This is a genomic window from Burkholderia sp. AW49-1, from assembly GCF_053427845.1.
Map to the genome: position 1 here is coordinate 44,139 of NZ_JBSAXF010000002.1, position 18,709 is coordinate 62,847.

The 18,709-nt window shown below is 55.3% G+C and carries 14 protein-coding genes; 13 read left to right on the plus strand and 1 reads right to left on the minus strand.

Annotated features, from left to right (window positions below; genetic code table 11):
- Window positions 1–115: 115 nt before the first annotated feature.
- Entirely contained in the window at window positions 116–1,333 is a 1,218-nt protein-coding gene (locus tag ACV22W_RS05020; protein WP_448018157.1) for a glycosyltransferase family 4 protein, read from the minus strand.
- 683 nt (window positions 1,334–2,016) lie between these two features.
- Between ACV22W_RS05020 and ACV22W_RS05025 the strand changes: the two genes are divergently transcribed.
- The 13 genes from ACV22W_RS05025 (at window position 2,017) to galU (ending at window position 18,548) form a co-directional block, all read left to right on the plus strand.
- Window positions 2,017–2,820, plus strand: a complete 804-nt coding sequence (locus tag ACV22W_RS05025; protein ID WP_448018158.1) for a Crp/Fnr family transcriptional regulator — start codon at window positions 2,017–2,019, stop codon at window positions 2,818–2,820.
- Between the two features lie 106 nt (window positions 2,821–2,926).
- Window positions 2,927–4,081, plus strand: coding sequence for a polysaccharide biosynthesis/export family protein (locus ACV22W_RS05030; RefSeq protein ID WP_448018159.1), 1,155 nt, complete (start codon window positions 2,927–2,929; stop codon window positions 4,079–4,081).
- Window positions 4,082–4,139: 58 nt separating this feature from the next.
- Window positions 4,140–6,461: a polysaccharide biosynthesis tyrosine autokinase gene (locus tag ACV22W_RS05035; RefSeq protein WP_448018160.1), complete on the plus strand. Its 2,322-nt coding sequence runs from the start codon at window positions 4,140–4,142 to the stop codon at window positions 6,459–6,461.
- A gap of 505 nt (window positions 6,462–6,966) precedes the next feature.
- Complete coding sequence (gene rfbB, locus ACV22W_RS05040) at window positions 6,967–8,028, plus strand: dTDP-glucose 4,6-dehydratase (protein ID WP_448018161.1); 1,062 nt, start codon at window positions 6,967–6,969, stop codon at window positions 8,026–8,028.
- Between the two features lie 93 nt (window positions 8,029–8,121).
- Window positions 8,122–8,673 (plus strand): dTDP-4-dehydrorhamnose 3,5-epimerase, encoded by a 552-nt coding sequence (gene rfbC, locus ACV22W_RS05045; RefSeq protein ID WP_448018162.1) that lies wholly within the window; start codon window positions 8,122–8,124, stop codon window positions 8,671–8,673.
- Window positions 8,674–9,447: 774 nt separating this feature from the next.
- On the plus strand, window positions 9,448–10,935 hold the full coding sequence (locus ACV22W_RS05050; RefSeq protein WP_448018163.1) for a lipopolysaccharide biosynthesis protein: 1,488 nt from the start codon (window positions 9,448–9,450) through the stop codon (window positions 10,933–10,935).
- Between the two features lie 10 nt (window positions 10,936–10,945).
- On the plus strand, window positions 10,946–11,938 hold the full coding sequence (locus ACV22W_RS05055; protein WP_448018164.1) for a glycosyltransferase family 2 protein: 993 nt from the start codon (window positions 10,946–10,948) through the stop codon (window positions 11,936–11,938).
- Window positions 11,935–12,579, plus strand: coding sequence for an acyltransferase (locus tag ACV22W_RS05060; RefSeq protein ID WP_448018165.1), 645 nt, complete (start codon window positions 11,935–11,937; stop codon window positions 12,577–12,579). The genes ACV22W_RS05055 and ACV22W_RS05060 overlap by 4 nt, the downstream gene beginning before the upstream one ends.
- Complete coding sequence (locus ACV22W_RS05065) at window positions 12,576–13,730, plus strand: NAD-dependent epimerase/dehydratase family protein (RefSeq protein ID WP_448018166.1); 1,155 nt, start codon at window positions 12,576–12,578, stop codon at window positions 13,728–13,730. The genes ACV22W_RS05060 and ACV22W_RS05065 overlap by 4 nt, the downstream gene beginning before the upstream one ends.
- A 14-nt stretch (window positions 13,731–13,744) precedes the next feature.
- Window positions 13,745–14,662: a glycosyltransferase family 2 protein gene (locus ACV22W_RS05070; protein ID WP_448018167.1), complete on the plus strand. Its 918-nt coding sequence runs from the start codon at window positions 13,745–13,747 to the stop codon at window positions 14,660–14,662.
- A gap of 169 nt (window positions 14,663–14,831) precedes the next feature.
- Entirely contained in the window at window positions 14,832–15,710 is an 879-nt protein-coding gene (gene rfbA / locus ACV22W_RS05075; RefSeq protein ID WP_448018168.1) for a glucose-1-phosphate thymidylyltransferase RfbA, read from the plus strand.
- Between the two features lie 480 nt (window positions 15,711–16,190).
- A complete protein-coding gene (gene wbaP / locus ACV22W_RS05080; RefSeq protein ID WP_448018428.1) occupies window positions 16,191–17,576 on the plus strand; it encodes an undecaprenyl-phosphate galactose phosphotransferase WbaP in 1,386 nt (461 codons plus the stop codon).
- Window positions 17,577–17,654: 78 nt separating this feature from the next.
- The gene (gene galU / locus ACV22W_RS05085) at window positions 17,655–18,548 is read left to right on the plus strand and encodes a UTP--glucose-1-phosphate uridylyltransferase GalU (protein WP_448018169.1); all 894 of its coding nucleotides are present in this window, start codon (window positions 17,655–17,657) and stop codon (window positions 18,546–18,548) included.
- The last annotated feature ends 161 nt before the right edge of the window (window positions 18,549–18,709 follow it).

An 18,709-nucleotide genomic window follows, 5' to 3' on the forward strand; every position in this document is an offset into this window, starting at 1 on the left:
TTGTTGCGGGCTGTTCACTGTTACGACGTAGTGCTGGGCGAATATACTCGTAGGCTGTCCGATCCTGATCTACAGAACGGTTCAGCTGTGAGCAGCGCACATTTGAAACAGGTGATCAGTCGATATTCATCGCGACTTCGGCTTGAAGCTGATTTTGCGTTTCCGTCGCGCGGAGCGATTGGATGAGTGATGTCCGGATCGCATGTATCGTCCGCAAGTGCTGGCGAGACTCCGTTGCATTCAGGAGCGCGGTGAGGAAGCCACGCCGGAATTCAGCTTTTGAAAAGCGTTCAGCGTTGAGACGACAGCTCACTGGGGAAAAGCGACCGATATTCGACTCGAATCGCTCCACGGCGGACTGGATCGCCTCGATTGTCTGCGCCTCGAAGAACAGGCCAGTTGATTGGGGCCTTGTTTCGTCGATCACTGTTTCGCATGCCCCCCCCTTGCCAAACGCGATTACAGGGGTTCCGCAAGCCTGTGCTTCGACCACTGAAATGCCGAAATCCTCTTCCGCGGCGAAGACGAACGCGCGGGCACGTTGCAGGTGGTCCTTGAGTACGTGAAATGGCTGGTGGCCCAGGATCGTGACATTGGGGCCTGCCTTGGTGCGTATCTTGTCCATATCGGGGCCATCGCCGATGACTATCAGGTTGCGATCGGGCATCGCTGTGAATGCTTCGACGATCAGATCCATCCTCTTGTATGGCACCATCCGTGAGACGGTCACATAAAAGGGATCCTTTCGCGAGCACAGCTCGAATGCTTCGATATCGACGGGGGGGTACACGACGCGGGCGTCGCGACGGTAGACACGCTCGACGCGACGCCCGATAAATTGAGAGTTGACCAGAAACGCGTCAACACCGTTCGCGGTACGGACGTCCCACGTCCTGAGGTAATGCAACGTCGCGCGCGCCAGAAAAGAACGAATGCCTCTTACCAGACCGCTTTGATTCAGATACTGATGTTGGAGATCCCAGGCGTAACGAATGGGCGAATGGACGTAACTGACATGTAGTTGATCGGGACCAACAAGCACGCCTTTGGCGACGGCATGCGAACTGGATACGATCAAGTCGTAGTCAGAAAGATCGAACTGTTCGATCGCCAGCGGAAAAAAGGGAAGATAGCCACGATAGCGGCGCTTGGCCCAAGGTAGCTTCTGGACGAATGATGTCCTTACCTGTTTGCCTTTCAGAAACGAACGCTCCGGAATAAAGTCGACCAGACTAAATATGTCTGCATCGGGAAAGCATTCGATGATCTGTTCCAGAACTTTCTCGGACCCGCCATACGTGACCAGCCAATCGTGAACAAGCGCGACCCTCATCGCGGCACCTCCATGATCGTTCAATCTGCGCTCACACGCATCGTTGAGCCCGCTTGAGCAGGTCAAGCGATGCTATGAGGCGCCAAAGTCTTGATCGGTGCGGATGCGCACAGAGGATCGGTTGCCGACGATACTTCTTTGGATACGCCCACTTCAGGGTGTCATTGGTGTTTCGACGTGCCATTCGGCGATGAAGATTGAGCGTCGGTTCCTGGCGAGAGCTTACGCTTTACCTTCGTTCGTATCAGATCTGACGCAAATTCGATCGAATATCGCCAACTGGCTTTTGCGTTCATCCGCTGTCCGAATGCGTGGGCGTTGTGGCGGGAGTCCTTTGCAATCATGGATGGCGGGCGCCGTGAGTGCGGCGCAGCATCGCGGGCGATGTGCCGATACGCGGATGGTTCCCCGAAAAACAGCTCATTTTCGAGACATTTGTAGTAGAAATTCGAGACATGTTTTAAACGATATTTTTTTATATCTTATAAAACAAAGACTTATATCGTCTGGCATGTTTGTCGCAATACCAATTGAGTCAGCTGCAGATGGCCGTCTGCAGTCGTCCTGCACCGAAGTTGGGCCTGGTGCAGCGCGGAAACCTTCGTGCATCTTGGTCGGTCCGTTCCGCCGATTGTTGCAGCGGTATGTCAAATGACCCAGCGCAAACCTTCACGCCCGATGTCATGAATACACAATCCGAAAACCATCTTCTAGCATCGTTACCTACGTCGGAATTCGACGCGCTTGCTCCCCATCTGCAACTTGTCCAGCTCAGGTGCGGCCAGTTGTTGTCCGATGCCGGAGAAACAGTCAAGAAGGTGTACTTCCCGACGTCCGCAATCATCTCCATGATTTTCCTGATGGCCGATGGCGCTACTGCCGAGGTTGCAGCGGTTGGAAACGAGGGGGTAATCGGCGTGCCAGTGCTGACGGGGGGCTTCACGATGCCGACCCGCATCGAAGTCCGTAGCAGCGGGTATGCGTATGCGATGAATGCACAGCTTTTCAAGCGCGAGTTTGATCGGCACGGCTTCATCCACCGGCTGATGCTCTATTACATACAGGCTCTGTTGACGCAGGTCGCGCAAAACTCGCTGTGCAATCGACGTCACCACATCGACAGGCAGGTGAGTAGTTGGTTGTTGCTCACGCACGATCGGCTAAAGACCGACGAGCTGGCCGTGACCCAACAACTGATTGCCACGATGCTTGGTGTTCGCCGTGAAGGCGTGACCGAAGCTGCAGGGAAACTGCAAGACGCCGGGCTCATCTCCCAACGCCGGGGAAAAATCACCATCTTGGACCGGCGCGGTCTGGAGGGTTACGCGTGCGAGTGCTACGGCATCGTCAAGCGGGAGTTCCAGCGTCTCATCTATGACAATGCCGCGGAAAACAGCGCCGGTGGCAGGACGCTGCGTGTCGCGGAAATTCCATCGAATCCACAAGGCAGTTACCTGGCGCGTCGCATTTGTACGATCGGATGCTGAACGCGACCCCGTAGACGTCTCCACGGCCGAAAGTCGACTGGTCACACCACCGATGCTCGGCGATTCATTCCCAGTCCAACTGGCACATTGTTACCGGATAACCATCATGAGAAAAACGGGCAGGATTCTCGCGTTGTTGGCAGGTTGGGTGATGGCAGGCTGCACGTTCGCACCAGGCCCTTACCTTGATGCATCGCGAATGCAGGAAGCAACGACGGGAAACGCAACGCCACCGGTCTACTCCGTCAATTTGATTGATGCCAATGTCATTTCCAAGCAGGCTCATTTCAGCGAATCCGACACCGCAGGGCTGCCCCATGCACCGCGCCGTCAGTCTGATGACTACCGTGTCGGGCATGGCGATATCCTGGGAATTACGGTGTGGGGGCATCCGGAATTGACTGTCAGTGGCGCGGCCACCATACCGCTTCCGCCCTTTGAGAACGCGAATTCCGGAACGGGTTCAGGTGGCCCGGGCGTGCAGGTTACACCGGACGGCCAGCGCGTGTCGGCTGACGGAACCATCTATTTCCCAACGTTGGGGCGGGTACACGTAGCCGGCAGGACAACGGCTCAGATCGGCGCATTACTCGCCTCAAAGCTCGCGGGGTATGCAGTCAAACCCCAGCTCGACGTACGCGTTGTGCAGTTTCGCAGCCAGCAGATCCAGCTTGCCGGCCAGGTGAAAAATCCGGGCTCGCTTCCAATAACAGATATGAAGCTCACGGTACTCGATGCGATCACGCGCTCGGGCGGCTCTCTCGCCGATGCGGATCTGCAACGCGTACAACTCACCCGTGGTGGCAAGACCTACGTGCTGGACGTTCAGCGCACACTCGATCGCGGCGACGTTTCGCAGAATATCGCTCTAGAGACGGGCGACATCGTCTACGTTCCGGATCACAACGCGAGCCGCGTGTTCATGCTCGGTGAAGTCTCGAAGCCGCAGACCCTATTCATGGACAAGGGACGGCTGACGCTTGCCGATGCACTAGCCAATGCCAACAGCATCAACCCCCAGAGTGCGCAGCCGCGTCAGATTCTGGTCATTCGGCGTACTCCGAATGATCCGACGAAGCCGAGCATATACCGGCTCGACATGACCCAGGTCGACGCCATCCTGCTATCCACACAGTTCAACCTTCAGCCGCTCGATGTGGTCTACGTGGGCACGGCGAGTATTGCTCGACTCAACCGCTTGCTGGATCAGCTTCTGCCGACGGTGACCAGCATGTATCTCTTTTACGCTGCAACCCGATGAAGCCGAGCACCGTCACGAATCTCCTTTCAAACGATCAAGGCTTACAGGAACGACCAACGTGAACATTCCGAATTTCAACGCCCGGGATTTTGGCGGGGTGCCCGAAGACGCACCAGATGCACGAGGCGTGATCCGCCTGTTAGGTGACCATTTGTGGACCGTGGCAGGTATCACCCTCGTCGTGGTGATGCTGGCTGGCGCATACGTCTGGCTGGTTTCGCCCGTATATTCATCGAGCGCCGTGATCCGGGTTGACGCTCAGGATCGCAACGCACTCGGGTTCGCGCCTGAAGGGCAACTGGTGCTGGGACAAAAAACGCCCCGAACCGATGCCGAGATCGGCATGATGCAGAGCCGCAGGGTACTCGACCCCGTGTTGACCCACTATGGATATGACGTCACGGTCAAGCCGCACAGCGTGCCGCTCCTTGGTGCGATTGCCCGCAAGTTCGCGACACCGGGCGAGCCGTCTCGTGCCTGGCTCGGGCTCGATTCCTATGCGTGGGGAGGAGAGCGAATCGATATCGATTCGCTGCACGTTCCGACGGATCTCGAGAACAAGAAACTCCGCCTGCGCGCACTGGAGAATGGGACTTTTGAGCTGTTTGACACCAGTGACAAGGTCCTGTTGAGCGGTAAGGTCGGCGAACGGATCGAGGCCGGTGGAATATCGATACGGGTCAAACGACTTGACGCACGGCCGCATACGGAATTCGATGTCGTGGCCTGGAATGGCATCAACGCGCTGCAGCGATTTTCAAGCAACCTCAAGATCGTCGAGAAAGGACGGGAGACCGGTATCGTTCAGATTACCTTCGACAGCAACGACCCTGCAGTGTCCGCCAATGTTGCCAACGCGATCGCGCAGGGCTATGTGGCGGCGACCATTGCCGAGCGCCGGGCAAATGACAGCAAGACGCTTGACTTCATCAACAACGAACTACCGCGATTGCGCGAGGAACTGCGCGAGGCCGAGACCACCCTGATGGGGTATGAGGCTTCGGTCGGCTCGTTGCGGCCTACGGCGGAAGCTCAGTCCTACCTGCAAGGGGGGATTGACATCGAGCGGCAGATCGCCATGCTGCAGTTGCAACGCACGCAGATGTTGCAAAATTTCACACCAGACAGCGCACCGATGCGCAATATCGATCAGCAGCTCGCGCAGTTGAATGCTGCAAAGGCACAGTTCGATTCCCGCTTTACCCGTATGCCGGCATCGGAACGGACGAATGCGGATTTGAGCCGCAATGCAAAGGTGGCCGAGGCGATCTATATTGCGATGGTCAACAAGGCCGAGGAGTTGACCGTACGTCGCGCGGGCACGACTGGCGACGTGCACATCGTCGACAGCGCAATTCGTCCGGCCGACCCGGTGTCTCCCGCCGTCCCAATCGTCATGGCTGCAAGCGTGGGTATCGGCCTGATGCTTGGTAGCTTGTTCGTATGTGCCCGTAGCCGATACCTGACCGGCGTAACCGATTCAAAATTCATCGAACGGACCATGCGTGTGCCCGTATTGGGATCGATTCTCTTCAGCGCAGAGCAGGTGCGGCTCGGGCATACGATGCCTCGCAGGCTTACCTTCAAACCAGCTGAAGAAGCGAGTCATCGCCACCCGTCGCTGCTGCTTTCCAGCAACCACCGCGTTGAAAACCCGCCCGAGGAAAGTACATTACCCGCGAGCTCGCACTATTTGCTCTCTCGCCTCTTCCCGCATGACACGACCGTCGAAGCGTTGCGAGGTGTCCGCACGGCATTGCACCTTAACGAAACAGGCAAAGCCGATGACAGTGTAGTTGTGTTGACCGGCCCTACGCCCGGAACTGGGAAGAGCTTTGTTGCCGCCAATCTTGCCGTACTTGAAGCAGAAACGACAAGACGGGTCTTGCTCGTGGACGCTGACATGCGCTGCGGCAGGCTGGCCTCATTCTTTGGAAAATCCAACTCCGGGGGACTTGCCGAGTTGCTGGCAGGAAGGCTGAATATCGATCAGGCGATCCAGACGGCCAGTATTCCTGGCTTGTCGCTCCTTTCCTGCGGAAGGTATCCGAGCAATCCGTCCGAGCTACTGACGATGCCTGGCTTCAAATCGTTGCTCGAAGAATTCAAGCGGCGCTTCGATCTGGTGATCATAGACACGCCACCGCTTCTTGCTGTGAGCGACGCCGCAATCGTTGCAAACCGTGCGGGCAGGACCGTACTGGTGCTCCGCTCGGGTACGCAAACGGAAGAAGAAATCGAAGAAACCGTCACCAGACTCGAGCGTGCCGGCGCTTGGATAGTCGGTGCCGTCTTCAACGCCGTGCCGTTGCGGCGCAGTGAAAGGCGTAGCTATGGTTACACGTCCGCTTACCTGAATCATGACCAGATAGTAGTTTAGATCAGGTCAGGATATGGCCGATGTATTCGTGATCGCCGAATGTAGTCGGAAAATGGATAATGTGCGAAATCGTACTGAGGCGGTGCGGTGGTGACTATCTAATACCTCGATGCGTTGAGTGAAAAATCTGTAAAAACCTGTCTTGTCGGCTAGCCGACAAGACATGGGTTTCCTGTCAGAAGAGCAGACTTGACTTCGATCGACCCATCGCATTGCAGGTGGGGCGGGCGCCGAACAAACGCTTTCACGCGCGCCAGGTGCGAGGTCTTCCGTTGCGAACACACTGATCTTTCCAATATGGCCATTGTTTATTGGTCGCGCATACTTAAGTGGGATGACGATTGATTAATATGGGCCGGATGGTCTGGATCTGCCTTTATAGGTGATTGGTTGCGATAATTTAAGGATGGTTTGCGGTATAAATATTTCCCACTTTAGCTGAGGTTAACTTCTGGGTTGCGAATTGATTTTCGTAGGCAGAGGGGGACTCGATCGGGAGCATTTCATGATTTTTGTGACGGGTGGTTCGGGATTCATAGGTTCAAATTTCGTGATCGACTGGGGGCATGGTACGTCCGAGGCGGTGGTGAATATAGACAAGCTAACCTACGCAGGAAGTTGCGTGGCGGTGCGGAATTTCGGGAAGATTTCGAAATGCATGTTTACTCATGCCGATATTTGTGACCGAGATGAAATGGATCGAATTTTTGACAGATATCGGCCTCGGGCGATCGTGCATTTTGCAGCAGAAAGTCACGTTGACCGGTCGATAACGGCACCGGGGGAATTCGTTCGGACCAATGTTGTTGGCACCTTCACGTTACTGCAAGCAGCACATCGGTACTGGGTGGGAATGCCTGACGGCGAGAAAACGGCATTTCGCTTTCTCCACGTCTCGACGGACGAGGTATTTGGATCTCTGGGACCGGCAGATGCACCGTTTTCCGAAACCTCGCCCTATGCACCGAATAGCCCCTATTCGGCCACTAAAGCGAGCTCCGATCATCTGGTGAGAGCGTGGCATCACACGTTCGGTTTGCCAACTTTGATTACCCACTGTTCGAACAACTATGGGCCGTTCCAGTTCCCGGAAAAACTGATTCCGTTGCTGATTGTGCGGGCCCTTGAGGGGAATACGCTACCGATATACGGGGACGGAATGAACGTCCGAGACTGGCTTTACGTGGGCGATCATTGTAGCGCGATCCGCAAAGTGCTGGCGGGAGGTGCGCCCGGGGAGACCTACAACATCGGGGGCTGCAATGAACTCACCAATCTGGAAGTCGTGCACGCGCTGTGCGGTATTCTCGACCGCTTCAGACCGAAATCGTTCGGGTCATATCGGAACCAGATTGAGATGGTCCCGGACAGGCCGGGTCACGATCGGCGCTACGCGATCGATGCAAGCAAGATGCGGGCTGAGTTGGGGTGGGAGCCGGCAGAGACGTTTGAGACCGGCTTGGAAAAGACGGTGCGCTGGTATTTGGACAATCAAGCATGGGTCGACGACATTGCATCGGGCGAGGAGTGGAAACGGGAGGCGGGCAACTATGAAAGGCAGTCATAATCAGGCGGTCACCAAGCAGTTGGAAGCGGCAGCGCGGTTGCCGGTTTCGGGCTTTCGGAGATTGACCGAGGTCTGCACGTGGAGCAAGGTAACATGGCTATTCACGTGACATCGACCGTACTTCCCGAGGTGAAGATCATCGAGCCGACCGTGTTCGGCGATGGACGCGGCTCCTTCTTCGAAAGTTTTAATGCACGCGAATTCGAGGAGGGTGTCGCGCAAGGGTTCGAGTTTGTTCAGGACAATCATTCGCGTTCGACGCGCGGTGTTCTGCGCGGTCTTCACTATCAAATCGTTCGTCCACAGGGCAAGCTTGTGCGCGTGATCGCGGGCGAGGTTTTCGACGTCGCCGTAGATTTGAGAATTAGTTCTCCGAACTTTGGTAAATGGGCTGGGGTAAAATTGAGCGCTAGAAATCATAGACAGCTCTGGATTCCACCAGGATTTGCGCATGGGTTTATCGTACTGTCGGTATCGGCGGAATTCGTCTACAAGGTGACAGATTACTGGTTTCCAGAGTATGAGAGGAGCCTCCTGTGGAGCGATCCGAGAATCAATATTGACTGGCCGCTCGAATCTGAACCCGTATTGGCCGCAAAAGATGCGGAAGGCAAGCGGCTTTTCGAGGCCGAGTGCTATCCATAGATTCCAGCAGTTCATCAGAATCAGTCGTGCATGGCAGCACATCAGCGCTGTTCGAACTATTGCTGCTACCGTGACGGTGATTGCGTGGATCGACGCAGTCGTCGTGCGATCGCGACCTTCCGATCGAAATATCTCGGATCGCAACCTAGTCAGATGAACGCGATCATCTGGAGGCCGTCCTGGTGCATTGCTGCGGGCATGGCCGAAGCCCCAGCCTGCTCCATCTCGGTGCGCGATCGGGATCGTCAGCGCATTCTGGGATCTCCAGGTTTATCTGAGCAAGTTGCGTCGAGGCCGGTGCGATCGACCCAGTTAATCAGGTGCGGCATATCGCACTAATGGTCGGTCCGCATGGCTGGAGCCACTGCGTCGGTCAAAGCAGCAACGGCGGCTACCTGCCGTTGCCTTCATTTTTCCTCCGCGCGCGATATCTGTCAAAGAAGCAGCGCCATGCACAGACTGGGCAGTGTGCGAATCCGTACATTCTCGATGAATTTGCGCCACTAAATTTGCATTGCCTGGTTCGGATCGATACGTGTCGCGGGGATAACAAGCAGCTTGATAAGGCGACAGGTCTGGGCGAGTGAGTTGGTTGGCTGTATCAGCACAACGACATCGCAATTGGCGAAGGAGGTTAGTTGGACCGTTAAGTCGTATCCATCGCACCGCGCTTGACGGATGTTTAATTTCTCCTAGTAGTGTCGATGTCGATGATCTTAGTAAGTCAACATCGAATCACTCGATAAAATTCCGGAACTTCATCTACCCACGACGATGCTCAAGCGCAGCCTGATTTCAAATTACGTAGGTCAGATTGTTACCGTCGTTCTTGGCATGGTCATGGTGCCAGTTTATGTACGTCATCTCGGCGTAGAAGCGTACGGCCTGATTGCGTTCAATGCAGTACTGATCGCTTGGGTCCAATTGCTTGATCTGGGTTTGTCGCCTACGTTGTGTCGCGAGCTGGCCCGCGCGGGCAACGATGCGGAAAAGAGCGAAGTGCGAACGCTGTTGCAGTCGCTGGAGAAGTTCGTTTGCGCCATGTGCGCACTGCTCATTGTTCTGTCGTTCTTCTCGGCACCGTTTTTCGCAAGTACATGGCTCAAGGCGAAAGCGTTGCCAGCGCATGAAATCGAGGTGGCCTTCGTGATGATGGTGTTCACCGTGTCGGCACGCTGGCTGTCCTCGCTTTACCGCGGGGGAATGGTCGGCATTGACCGGCAAACTTCGCTGAACCTGGTCATCTCGATATTCTCCGTGATTCGAGCTGTCCTTGTGGTTCCGTTGATTGCAGTGTGGCCACGCGTAGACCTGTTCTTCCTGTGGCAATTGGCTGCAATCGTGGGTGAGGCGTTGACCATGCGCGTCTTGCTTGGCAGGGCGATCGGAGCTTCGATGTTCTCGCGAACGTTCTCGCGTGAGGTTCTGATAGCGCGAGCGCGACTGTCGCTGTCGATTGCATTCTCGGCGCTGATGTGGGCCACGTCGACGCAGGCGGACAAGATCATCCTGTCGAAGATCTTGCCGTTGCCAGAATTCGGTGTATTTAGTATGGCTACGCTTCTAGCAAGCGGAATTATGTTGCTTGCAAGTCCAGTCCAGCAGTCGTTTACCCCCAAATTTTCAGCCGATAGCGCTCGGGACTCCGGCTCGCTTGTGCCGGGATATTTTCTTGCCAGCGAGATCATGATGATCATCGTCATTCCTGTAGCGGTCCTGTTCGCGAGCGTACCCGACATGGTCTTCGCGATGTGGTCTCCATCCCTTCCGGTGAATCCGGATGCGTTGAAAATTTTGCAATGCTATGCCCTTGGAAATGGATGTTCGGCAATCGCTGGCTTGTCCTTTCTCATTCAGTATGCGGACGGAAACTTGTCGTTGCATATCAAGGGCAATCTTGGGTTCGTCGTGATCCTTGTGCCCGCGGTTCTGTTTGGCGCGTTCCATTACGGGGCGCGAGGCGCGGCTTATACATGGCTTGCCGTCAATGTGTTGCAGTTGTTTGTCTGGGTAGGCGTAGTACATCGCAGATTTTTGCCGGGCATCAACCCGGTCTGGTACAGGGGACTGATGGCCCGCATTGCGGTGACCGGACTGCTGGGCATCGGGTTTCACTACGGCGCGCCGTCTCAGGACGGGCGTGTCACATTGTTCTTTATGTTGTTCTGCATGTGGCTGTTGATGGTAGCCGCGACGATTGTAGTGTCGCCAATTTCTCAACGAAAGGCGCGCGATCTGGTGGGAAGATTCGCAATGAACTGAGAGGTCGAAGATGAGTGAAGTTTCCATTCAGAAGGCTGATCGGCCGATCATATCTATAGTAATCCTATGCTATAACCTTGAGCGCTATATTGGGCAATGCCTCGAAAGTGTTTTGAGTCAGGAAATCGATGTGCCGTTCGAAATCATCGTCGGAGATGATGGATCAGTCGATAAGTCGGTCGAGGTGATCGAATCGATTCGTGCGACGCATCCAAATGTCATCACGCTCGTTACACACGAACATAACATCGGATACTCCCGTAATCTCGCTGACGTCATGGCTCGTGTATCAGGCGAATACATTGCCACGATTGACGGGGACGATCTGATGCTGCCAGGCAAGCTCGCGCGCCAGTTTGAATTCCTCGAAACACAACGCGAGTTCGGCATGGTGGTGCACCGGATGCGGACGGTCGATGCCTTAACGGGTGAGCCCGTCGTCTTCCCTTTGGCCCGCATGAAGCCGGTGGTGTTTGATGCGGAATACCTGATCGAGCACGGGCCATTTTTTTTCACCAGTTCGGTCATGTTTCGCGGGGCATTGCGACGGCGCTACGCGGTCGATCTCGAGCTCAAGGTGGTCGCCGATGTGGCCAATCTCGTTCAGTGCCTGCACGGCAGCCGTGCGGCATATCTGGATCAGGACCTGGGTGTTTATCGTGTAAATCCGCAAGGTTTCACATCGACGGTCATACGTAATCCCGCACGTCACGAAACCAATATTTCGGACTTGATGCATACCTGCAACATGGCCGAAGCGATCGGCATGAAACCGGAGATCGTCGATCGAGGACGAGCGGGTATTCTGCTGCGATCAGCTATTTTATACCTGGAAAATGGCTTCTATGATCAGTTCGAGCATTGCATTCAGAAGAGTACCGAATTCGCGGATGTCGGAGTGAAGCAACAAATTCTGTACGCGATGCGTCATCGACCGAAAGTGCTTCGCTCGCTGTACGCACTCGCCAAACAGGTGGCCGCACGTTCGGCGATCCACGTATGAGCGTATTTGCCAGAAGTATTGTGAAGCTTGGGGAGTTGCGCTGGATAGACAGAATCAATGCACTGAAGTATGGCTATTTCAGATTGAAGGCGAGACTCTGGTATCCCCACGTGTTCGGGCGAATTGGAAAGGGAAGTGTGATTTTTAGACCGTGCTTTCTGTCGAATGTCCATTATGCATACCTTGGTGAAAGGGTCCTGATTCGCTCGGGAGCCAGAATCGAGCTGGTTGTGCATGAATCGTACGCGACACCTAAGCTTTCAATCGGAAGCGACGTCAATATCGAGCAGAATGTCCACATCGTGTGCGGCTCTTCGATAGAAATTCAGGACCGCGTGACGATAACCGGAGGGTGCGCAATTGTGGATGTCGAACATCCTTTTGAGGATGTTAAAGATCCGGTACGCATCGGTATGCGTCTGCGTATGCAGGGCAATCGGGTTGTGATCGGCGCAGGCAGTTTTATCGGTTTCAACTCGATCATTTTGCCAAATGTCGTAATCGGGCGCCACTCGGTGATAGGCAGTCATTCCGTCGTCACGCGCGACGTGCCTGACTACTGCGTGGTGGCCGGAAATCCGGCACGTGTCATTAGAAGATACAGCCTTGAAACGCAATCCTGGGAGCGATGCGCATCATGAAAATCCTCATTACTGGCGGTGCCGGGTTCATCGGGTCGCACCTGGCGAGAAAGCTCGTCGATCAGAACGCGACGGTTACCGTGCTGGACAATCTATCGCAGCAGATTCATGGTGCAGACCCGTACAACAATTCGGCACTGTTCCGCTCGCTGGGTAGTGCGGTACGTGTCATCGAAGGGTCGGTTTGCGATCGTGCGACGCTGGAGCGTGCGATGTCTGGTCAGGATGCGATTGTCCATCTTGCCGCGGAAACGGGCACCGGCCAGTCGATGTATGAGGTTGGTCACTACATCGATGTGAACGTCGGGGGATCCGGCCTGATCCTCGATATTCTCGTCAAGAATCGGGGCAACACCGTGCGTAAGGTTGTGGTTGCATCGTCGCGGGCGATCTACGGGGAAGGAAAGTACCGTTCGCCCGCGCTCGGCATCGTCTATCCCGATGCGCGCGACGAGCGGGATTTGCTGGCGGGTCGGTTCGACTATATCTGCCCAGTTTCGGGTGAGCTCATGGAATGTCTTCCGACGGACGAGGATTCAAAAATTCATCCATCGTCGGTATACGGGATCACGAAGTACGACCAGGAGCTCATGGTGATGACGGTCTGTCGATCCATCGGAATCGACGCGTCTGCGCTCCGATATCAAAATGTTTATGGCCCGGGTCAATCGCTGTCGAATCCGTATACGGGGATTCTCTCGATATTCTCGACGCGCATCAGAAACGGAAACGAAATCAATGTATTCGAAGACGGGAACGAGAGTCGGGATTTCGTATACATCGACGATGTCGTCGACGCGACGCAATCTGCTCTGATGAATCCGGGTGCGAACGGCCGGGTATTTGGCATCGGCTCGGGGCAACGAACGGCGGTGATCGACGTCGCGCGAAAGCTGCGGGAACTCTATCGAAGCAATGTGCCGATTACGGTGTCGGGTGCATTTCGCCTAGGCGATATTCGTCACAACTACGCCGATTTGACGCGGGCTCGCGAATTTCTTGGGTTTGAGCCGAAAGTACAATTTGACGATGGCATTGCGCGCTTTGCCGCCTGGGTCGATAAGCAAGAAGTGCAACCGGACAATTATGACAAGAGCATTGTCGAAATGTTGTCAAAGGGGTTGTACCAAGCGAGCCAGGTCGACGCGTGAATGGAGGGGGTGCGATGGACGAGAAGCATGCAAAGCCGCTGGTCGGCGTGGTGACCGTACTGTATCAATCTGATGATGTGTTACATGACTTTTTCGAAAGTCTCAAAGTACAGGTCAATGTGGAGATCAAGCTCTATGTGATCGATAACAGTCCAAAGGATAGCGGTAGCGTCATGGCCAGAAGGTTGGCATTTGAAGCAGGGATACCTGCGGAGGTCGTGTTCAGCAATGCGAATTTGGGTGTGGCACGGGGCAACAATCAGGGTATCGAAATGGCCCTCTCGGACGATTGTGAATACGTGTTGCTGGCCAACAATGACGTCGAGTTCCGCGATCCGAATACGATTTCAAACCTGCTACAACCAATCAAGGTGGGTACGTCATCGCTCGCGACGTTCCCGAAGATGCTGTATCACGGGACCAATCGGATTTGGTGTGCCGGGGGTACGATTTCGCGCGTTAAGGCGATCACATCACACCGGGGAGATGGCGATGAGGATATTGGACAGTTTGACGATCCGGGCTCCTCTGAATATGCACCCACCTGTTTCATGGCGTTGCACCGAAGTGTGTTCGAACGCGTGGGCATGATGGATGAATATTACTTCGTCTATTACGATGACACGGATTTCGTATGGCGAATGAACCATGCTGGCATTCACCTCGGGTATGTACCGGCGTCGGTCGTCGCTCACAAGGTGAGTTTTTCCACCGGTGGCGACGAGAGTCCGTTCAGCCTGTTCTACTGTACACGAAATCGTCTTTACTTCAGTCGCAAGAACCTGGGCTTCCCCTATTCCCTGATCGCGCAATCCTATTCGGTTGCGGCCATGCTGGCCAAGTGCGTGCGCTTTACCCCGGCGGGCCGGCGAAGTGTCCTTCGCGGCATTGCCGAGGGTATGCGTCTGCGCGGATTGTCGGACGCGCATTGAGCGGCAACAGGTGAGACGCATGGGCGGGCGCGCCCGTCAGGGCGAGACGACGGACTGTGCGCAAAGCAATTCGATTTCTTGCGGAGGGTTTCGGTGATCAACGAGCCAAGGTACTGGGGTGCCGATGCTACGTCATTCGGCGTCGTTTTCAATCTGATGGGCGAAAGCAATGCGTAAAGGAATCATTCTCGCTGGCGGCTCAGGTACGCGCCTTTATCCGATCACGCACGCCGTGTCCAAGCAGATACTGCCCGTCTACGACAAGCCGATGATCTACTACCCATTATGCACGTTGATGGTTGCGGGCATCAGGGACGTGCTGGTGATTTCGACACCACGAGATCTGCCTTGCTTTGCGGAATTGCTCGGCGATGGAAGTCGCTGGGGCATGAACCTGCAGTATGCGGAACAACCGTCGCCCGACGGACTGGCACAGGCTTTCATCATCGGAAGGTCGTTTGTCGGCGGTGCGCCGTCTGCATTGATCCTCGGTGACAATATTTTCTACGGCCACGACCAAGTGACACAGCTGGATCTTGCCAACCAGCGCACCGAGGGCGCAACGGTATTCGCATACCACGTCCGCGATCCCGAGCGGTACGGTGTTGTCGAATTTGACCCGCATTTCAGGGCGCTGTCTATTGAAGAGAAGCCGCTTGCGCCGCGTTCAAATTATGCGGTCACAGGGCTGTATTTCTACGATCACCACGTTTGTGACATTGCAGCCGATATTCGACCCTCAGCTCGTGGCGAGTTGGAGATTACCGATGTCAACCTTCGGTACCTTCAGCGCGAGAAGCTGCATGTCGAGATCATGGGGCGTGGCTACGCGTGGTTCGACACCGGAACACATGATTCACTGGCAGACGCGGCAAATTTCGTCGCCACAATGCAGAAACGGCAAGGCCTGATGGTGGCCTGCCCGGAGGAAGTGGCGTTTCGCAGGAAGTGGATCGACGCCGAGCAGTTGCAACGGCTTTCGATGCCCCTGGCCAAGAATGCGTACGGAAAGTATCTGCGCGACCTGCTTCAGGGTGATATCGCATAACGCACTGAAGCCGAGATATCGCCTGTCTTCACGGCGGTCACGGAACATGCGTGCGTACGGCAGACGCTCCCGCGCTCCGCCTTCTGTGCGAATCCGAACCGAACCTGAAGGTGAAAAAAAATAGGATCATCCAAGAACGATGGGGCGCGTGACACCGACGCGTGCGATCCTGAATGAGTGGCTGGTTCAATGATGACGTATTCAATCAAGTAGATCTGAATCAATATTTAGGTATGCGAATAATAAATATGGCTTAATTAATTGACGATGTGATAATTGTTTTGATTTTTGCAATTGTTGAGAATACGTTGGATAAATTGAGTGATGCAAGTTTTATTGTGTAATAGGGATTGAAATCCGGGCAACCGTACCTACGTCGATGTGAGGAAAGGTAAAGTGAATTCAACCATTGGTATTGGTAGTCTGTCAGTGCCGCAAATTGAGCTCCGCCCGTTCCCGGTTCTGACCATCAAGGTCGCGATGGCTGCCGCCGATGTGTTGGGTTTCGCCGTGGCCTTGCTCATCACGACTCGTGTGCTCGGGACTTTCGCAAGCGAACCGCAGATCAGTGTATGGAAAGCGATTAGCCAACAGCCGATGATGGTGTATCTGGTGCTCTCGTTTGCCGGAACGGCGTGGTTCTGGTTGCGAGTGCGGCACTACAGCTTTCGTCGGCCGTTCTGGCGTGAGCTGAGGGAAGTATTCGAAACACTTGTGGTTCTCGCGGTTGTTCATCTTGCGTTGACGACATTGACAAAAGGCATGTTTTCGAGAGGTTGGTGGGCGCTGACCTGGAGCGGCGCATTCATCCTTGTTCCGACATTTCGCATGTTGACGAAGAAGGTCCTGGACCTGGCCAACCTGTGGAAACGGGCGACGTTGATTGTCGGCTGTGGTGACGCTGCGATGGAAGCGAAGCGGGTGATGTCCAGCCAGTCGTATCTAGGCGCGGATGTGGTCGCCTTTGTCGCGCCAGACGCGCGAGCCGATCTGAAGTTTATCGGAGATGTACCCGTGCTGGCCGGGCTCTCGCCATTCACGCTCAATACATTGTCGGGGGCGCAGGTGGTGATTGCGCTGGAGCCCGATGATCGAGAGCTTCGCAACGCATGGGTCCGTGAGCTCACGCAGTGCGGAATTCGTGAGGTAACGGTAATGGCACCGATGCGCGGTGTGCCGTTGAGCGGAACGGACGTGTCCTATTTCTTTGGCCATGAGGTGATGATGCTGCGCGTGCAGAACAATCTCGCGCGGTTCTCGGCGAAAGTGCTCAAGAGAGTGTTCGACGTGGTAGCCGGTGGGTGCCTGCTGATCATGCTGCTCCCCGTATTTGCATTCCTTGTGGTAATGGTCGCGAGCGATGGAGGTTCGGCATTTTATGGTCACACGCGGATCGGTCAGAACGGGAAAAAATTCAAGTGCCTGAAATTTCGTTCGATGGTGCTTGACGCGGATAACATGCTCAGGGCGCTGCTCGAGCGCGATCCGGTGGCGCGAGCCGAGTGGGAACGGGACTTCAAGCTGAAGAACGATGTTCGAATCACGCCGATAGGCAGGTTGTTACGTAAAACCAGTCTAGATGAGTTGCCGCAACTCTGGAATGTGCTGCGTGGTGACATGAGCCTTGTCGGACCTCGGCCTGTCGTGGAGAAGGAAATTCAACGCTACGGCGACGACGCGGCCTATTACCTGTTGGCGAAACCGGGGATGACCGGGCTCTGGCAGGTCAGCGGTCGAAACGACACGGATTACGCCCGGCGTGTTTTCCTGGACGCTTGGTATGTGAGGAACTGGTCGCTTTGGGGCGACATCGCAATCTTGTTCAAGACGGTCGGCGTGGTGCTGCATCGCGATGGAGCTTACTAGATGGAGCTTACTAAGGTGCGCGATTGAGGGCTTGACTGCTGCAGTCGGGATTTTTCAACTGATGTGAGAAGGCATACCATGCTGAAAGTCACCAAAGCGGTATTTCCCGTTGCCGGCCTCGGGACGCGATTCCTGCCGGCCACCAAGGCCAGTCCGAAGGAAATGCTGCCGATCGTTGACAAGCCGTTGATCCAGTACGCGGTCGAAGAGGCAATCGATGCCGGCATCACCGAAATGATCTTCGTCACGGGGCGTAGCAAGCGCGCCATCGAAGATCATTTTGATAAATCTTACGAGATTGAGGCGGAACTTGAAGCACGCAACAAGGAGAAACTGCTCGATATCGTACGTAATATCAAGCCGGCCAACGTGGACTGCTTTTACGTGCGTCAACCTACGGCACTGGGTCTGGGGCACGCGGTGCTGTGCGCGGAAAAACTCGTGGGTGACAGTCCGTTTGCCGTGATCCTGGCGGACGACCTGCTGCATGGTACGCAGCCAGTCGTGAAGCAACTCGTCGACGTGTTCAACCACTATCACAGCTCGATTGTCGGCGTCGAAACCATCGCGCGCGAGGACAGCCGTTCGTACGGTGTCGTTGACGGCCGAATGTGGGGAGACAACGTGATCAAGCTCTCGGGCATCGTCGAAAAGCCAGCGCCGGATGATGCGCCGTCGCATTTCGGTGTGGTGGGGCGCTATGTGCTGATGCCGACGATCTTCCGGCATATTCGCAATTTGAGGCCGGGCGCCGGGGGCGAGTTGCAGTTGACCGATGCGTTGCAGTCGCTTCTGGCGGAGGAGCAGGTGCTTGCCTATCGCTATTTCGGTGCGAGATTCGACTGCGGCAGTAAGTTGGGATACCTGAAGGCGACTGTCGAGTTTGCGCTGCGCCACCCGGAGGTGCGGGCGGAATTTGCGGAATACCTGCAGAATTATCTGCAGGATCAACCTACCGCGGCCGTGTCCTGACGCGTTCTCTGGCGTGCAAGCATCAGGTGGCGATGTGCGCCATTGACGGCGATCGAACCGTATTGACCGGCTTGATTCACGCCAAACGGCGCATCGAGAGCTGATGCGAAATATCAGGCGATGCCGCGTCGCTCGGTTACCTGAGTGTTCGATTTGTACTT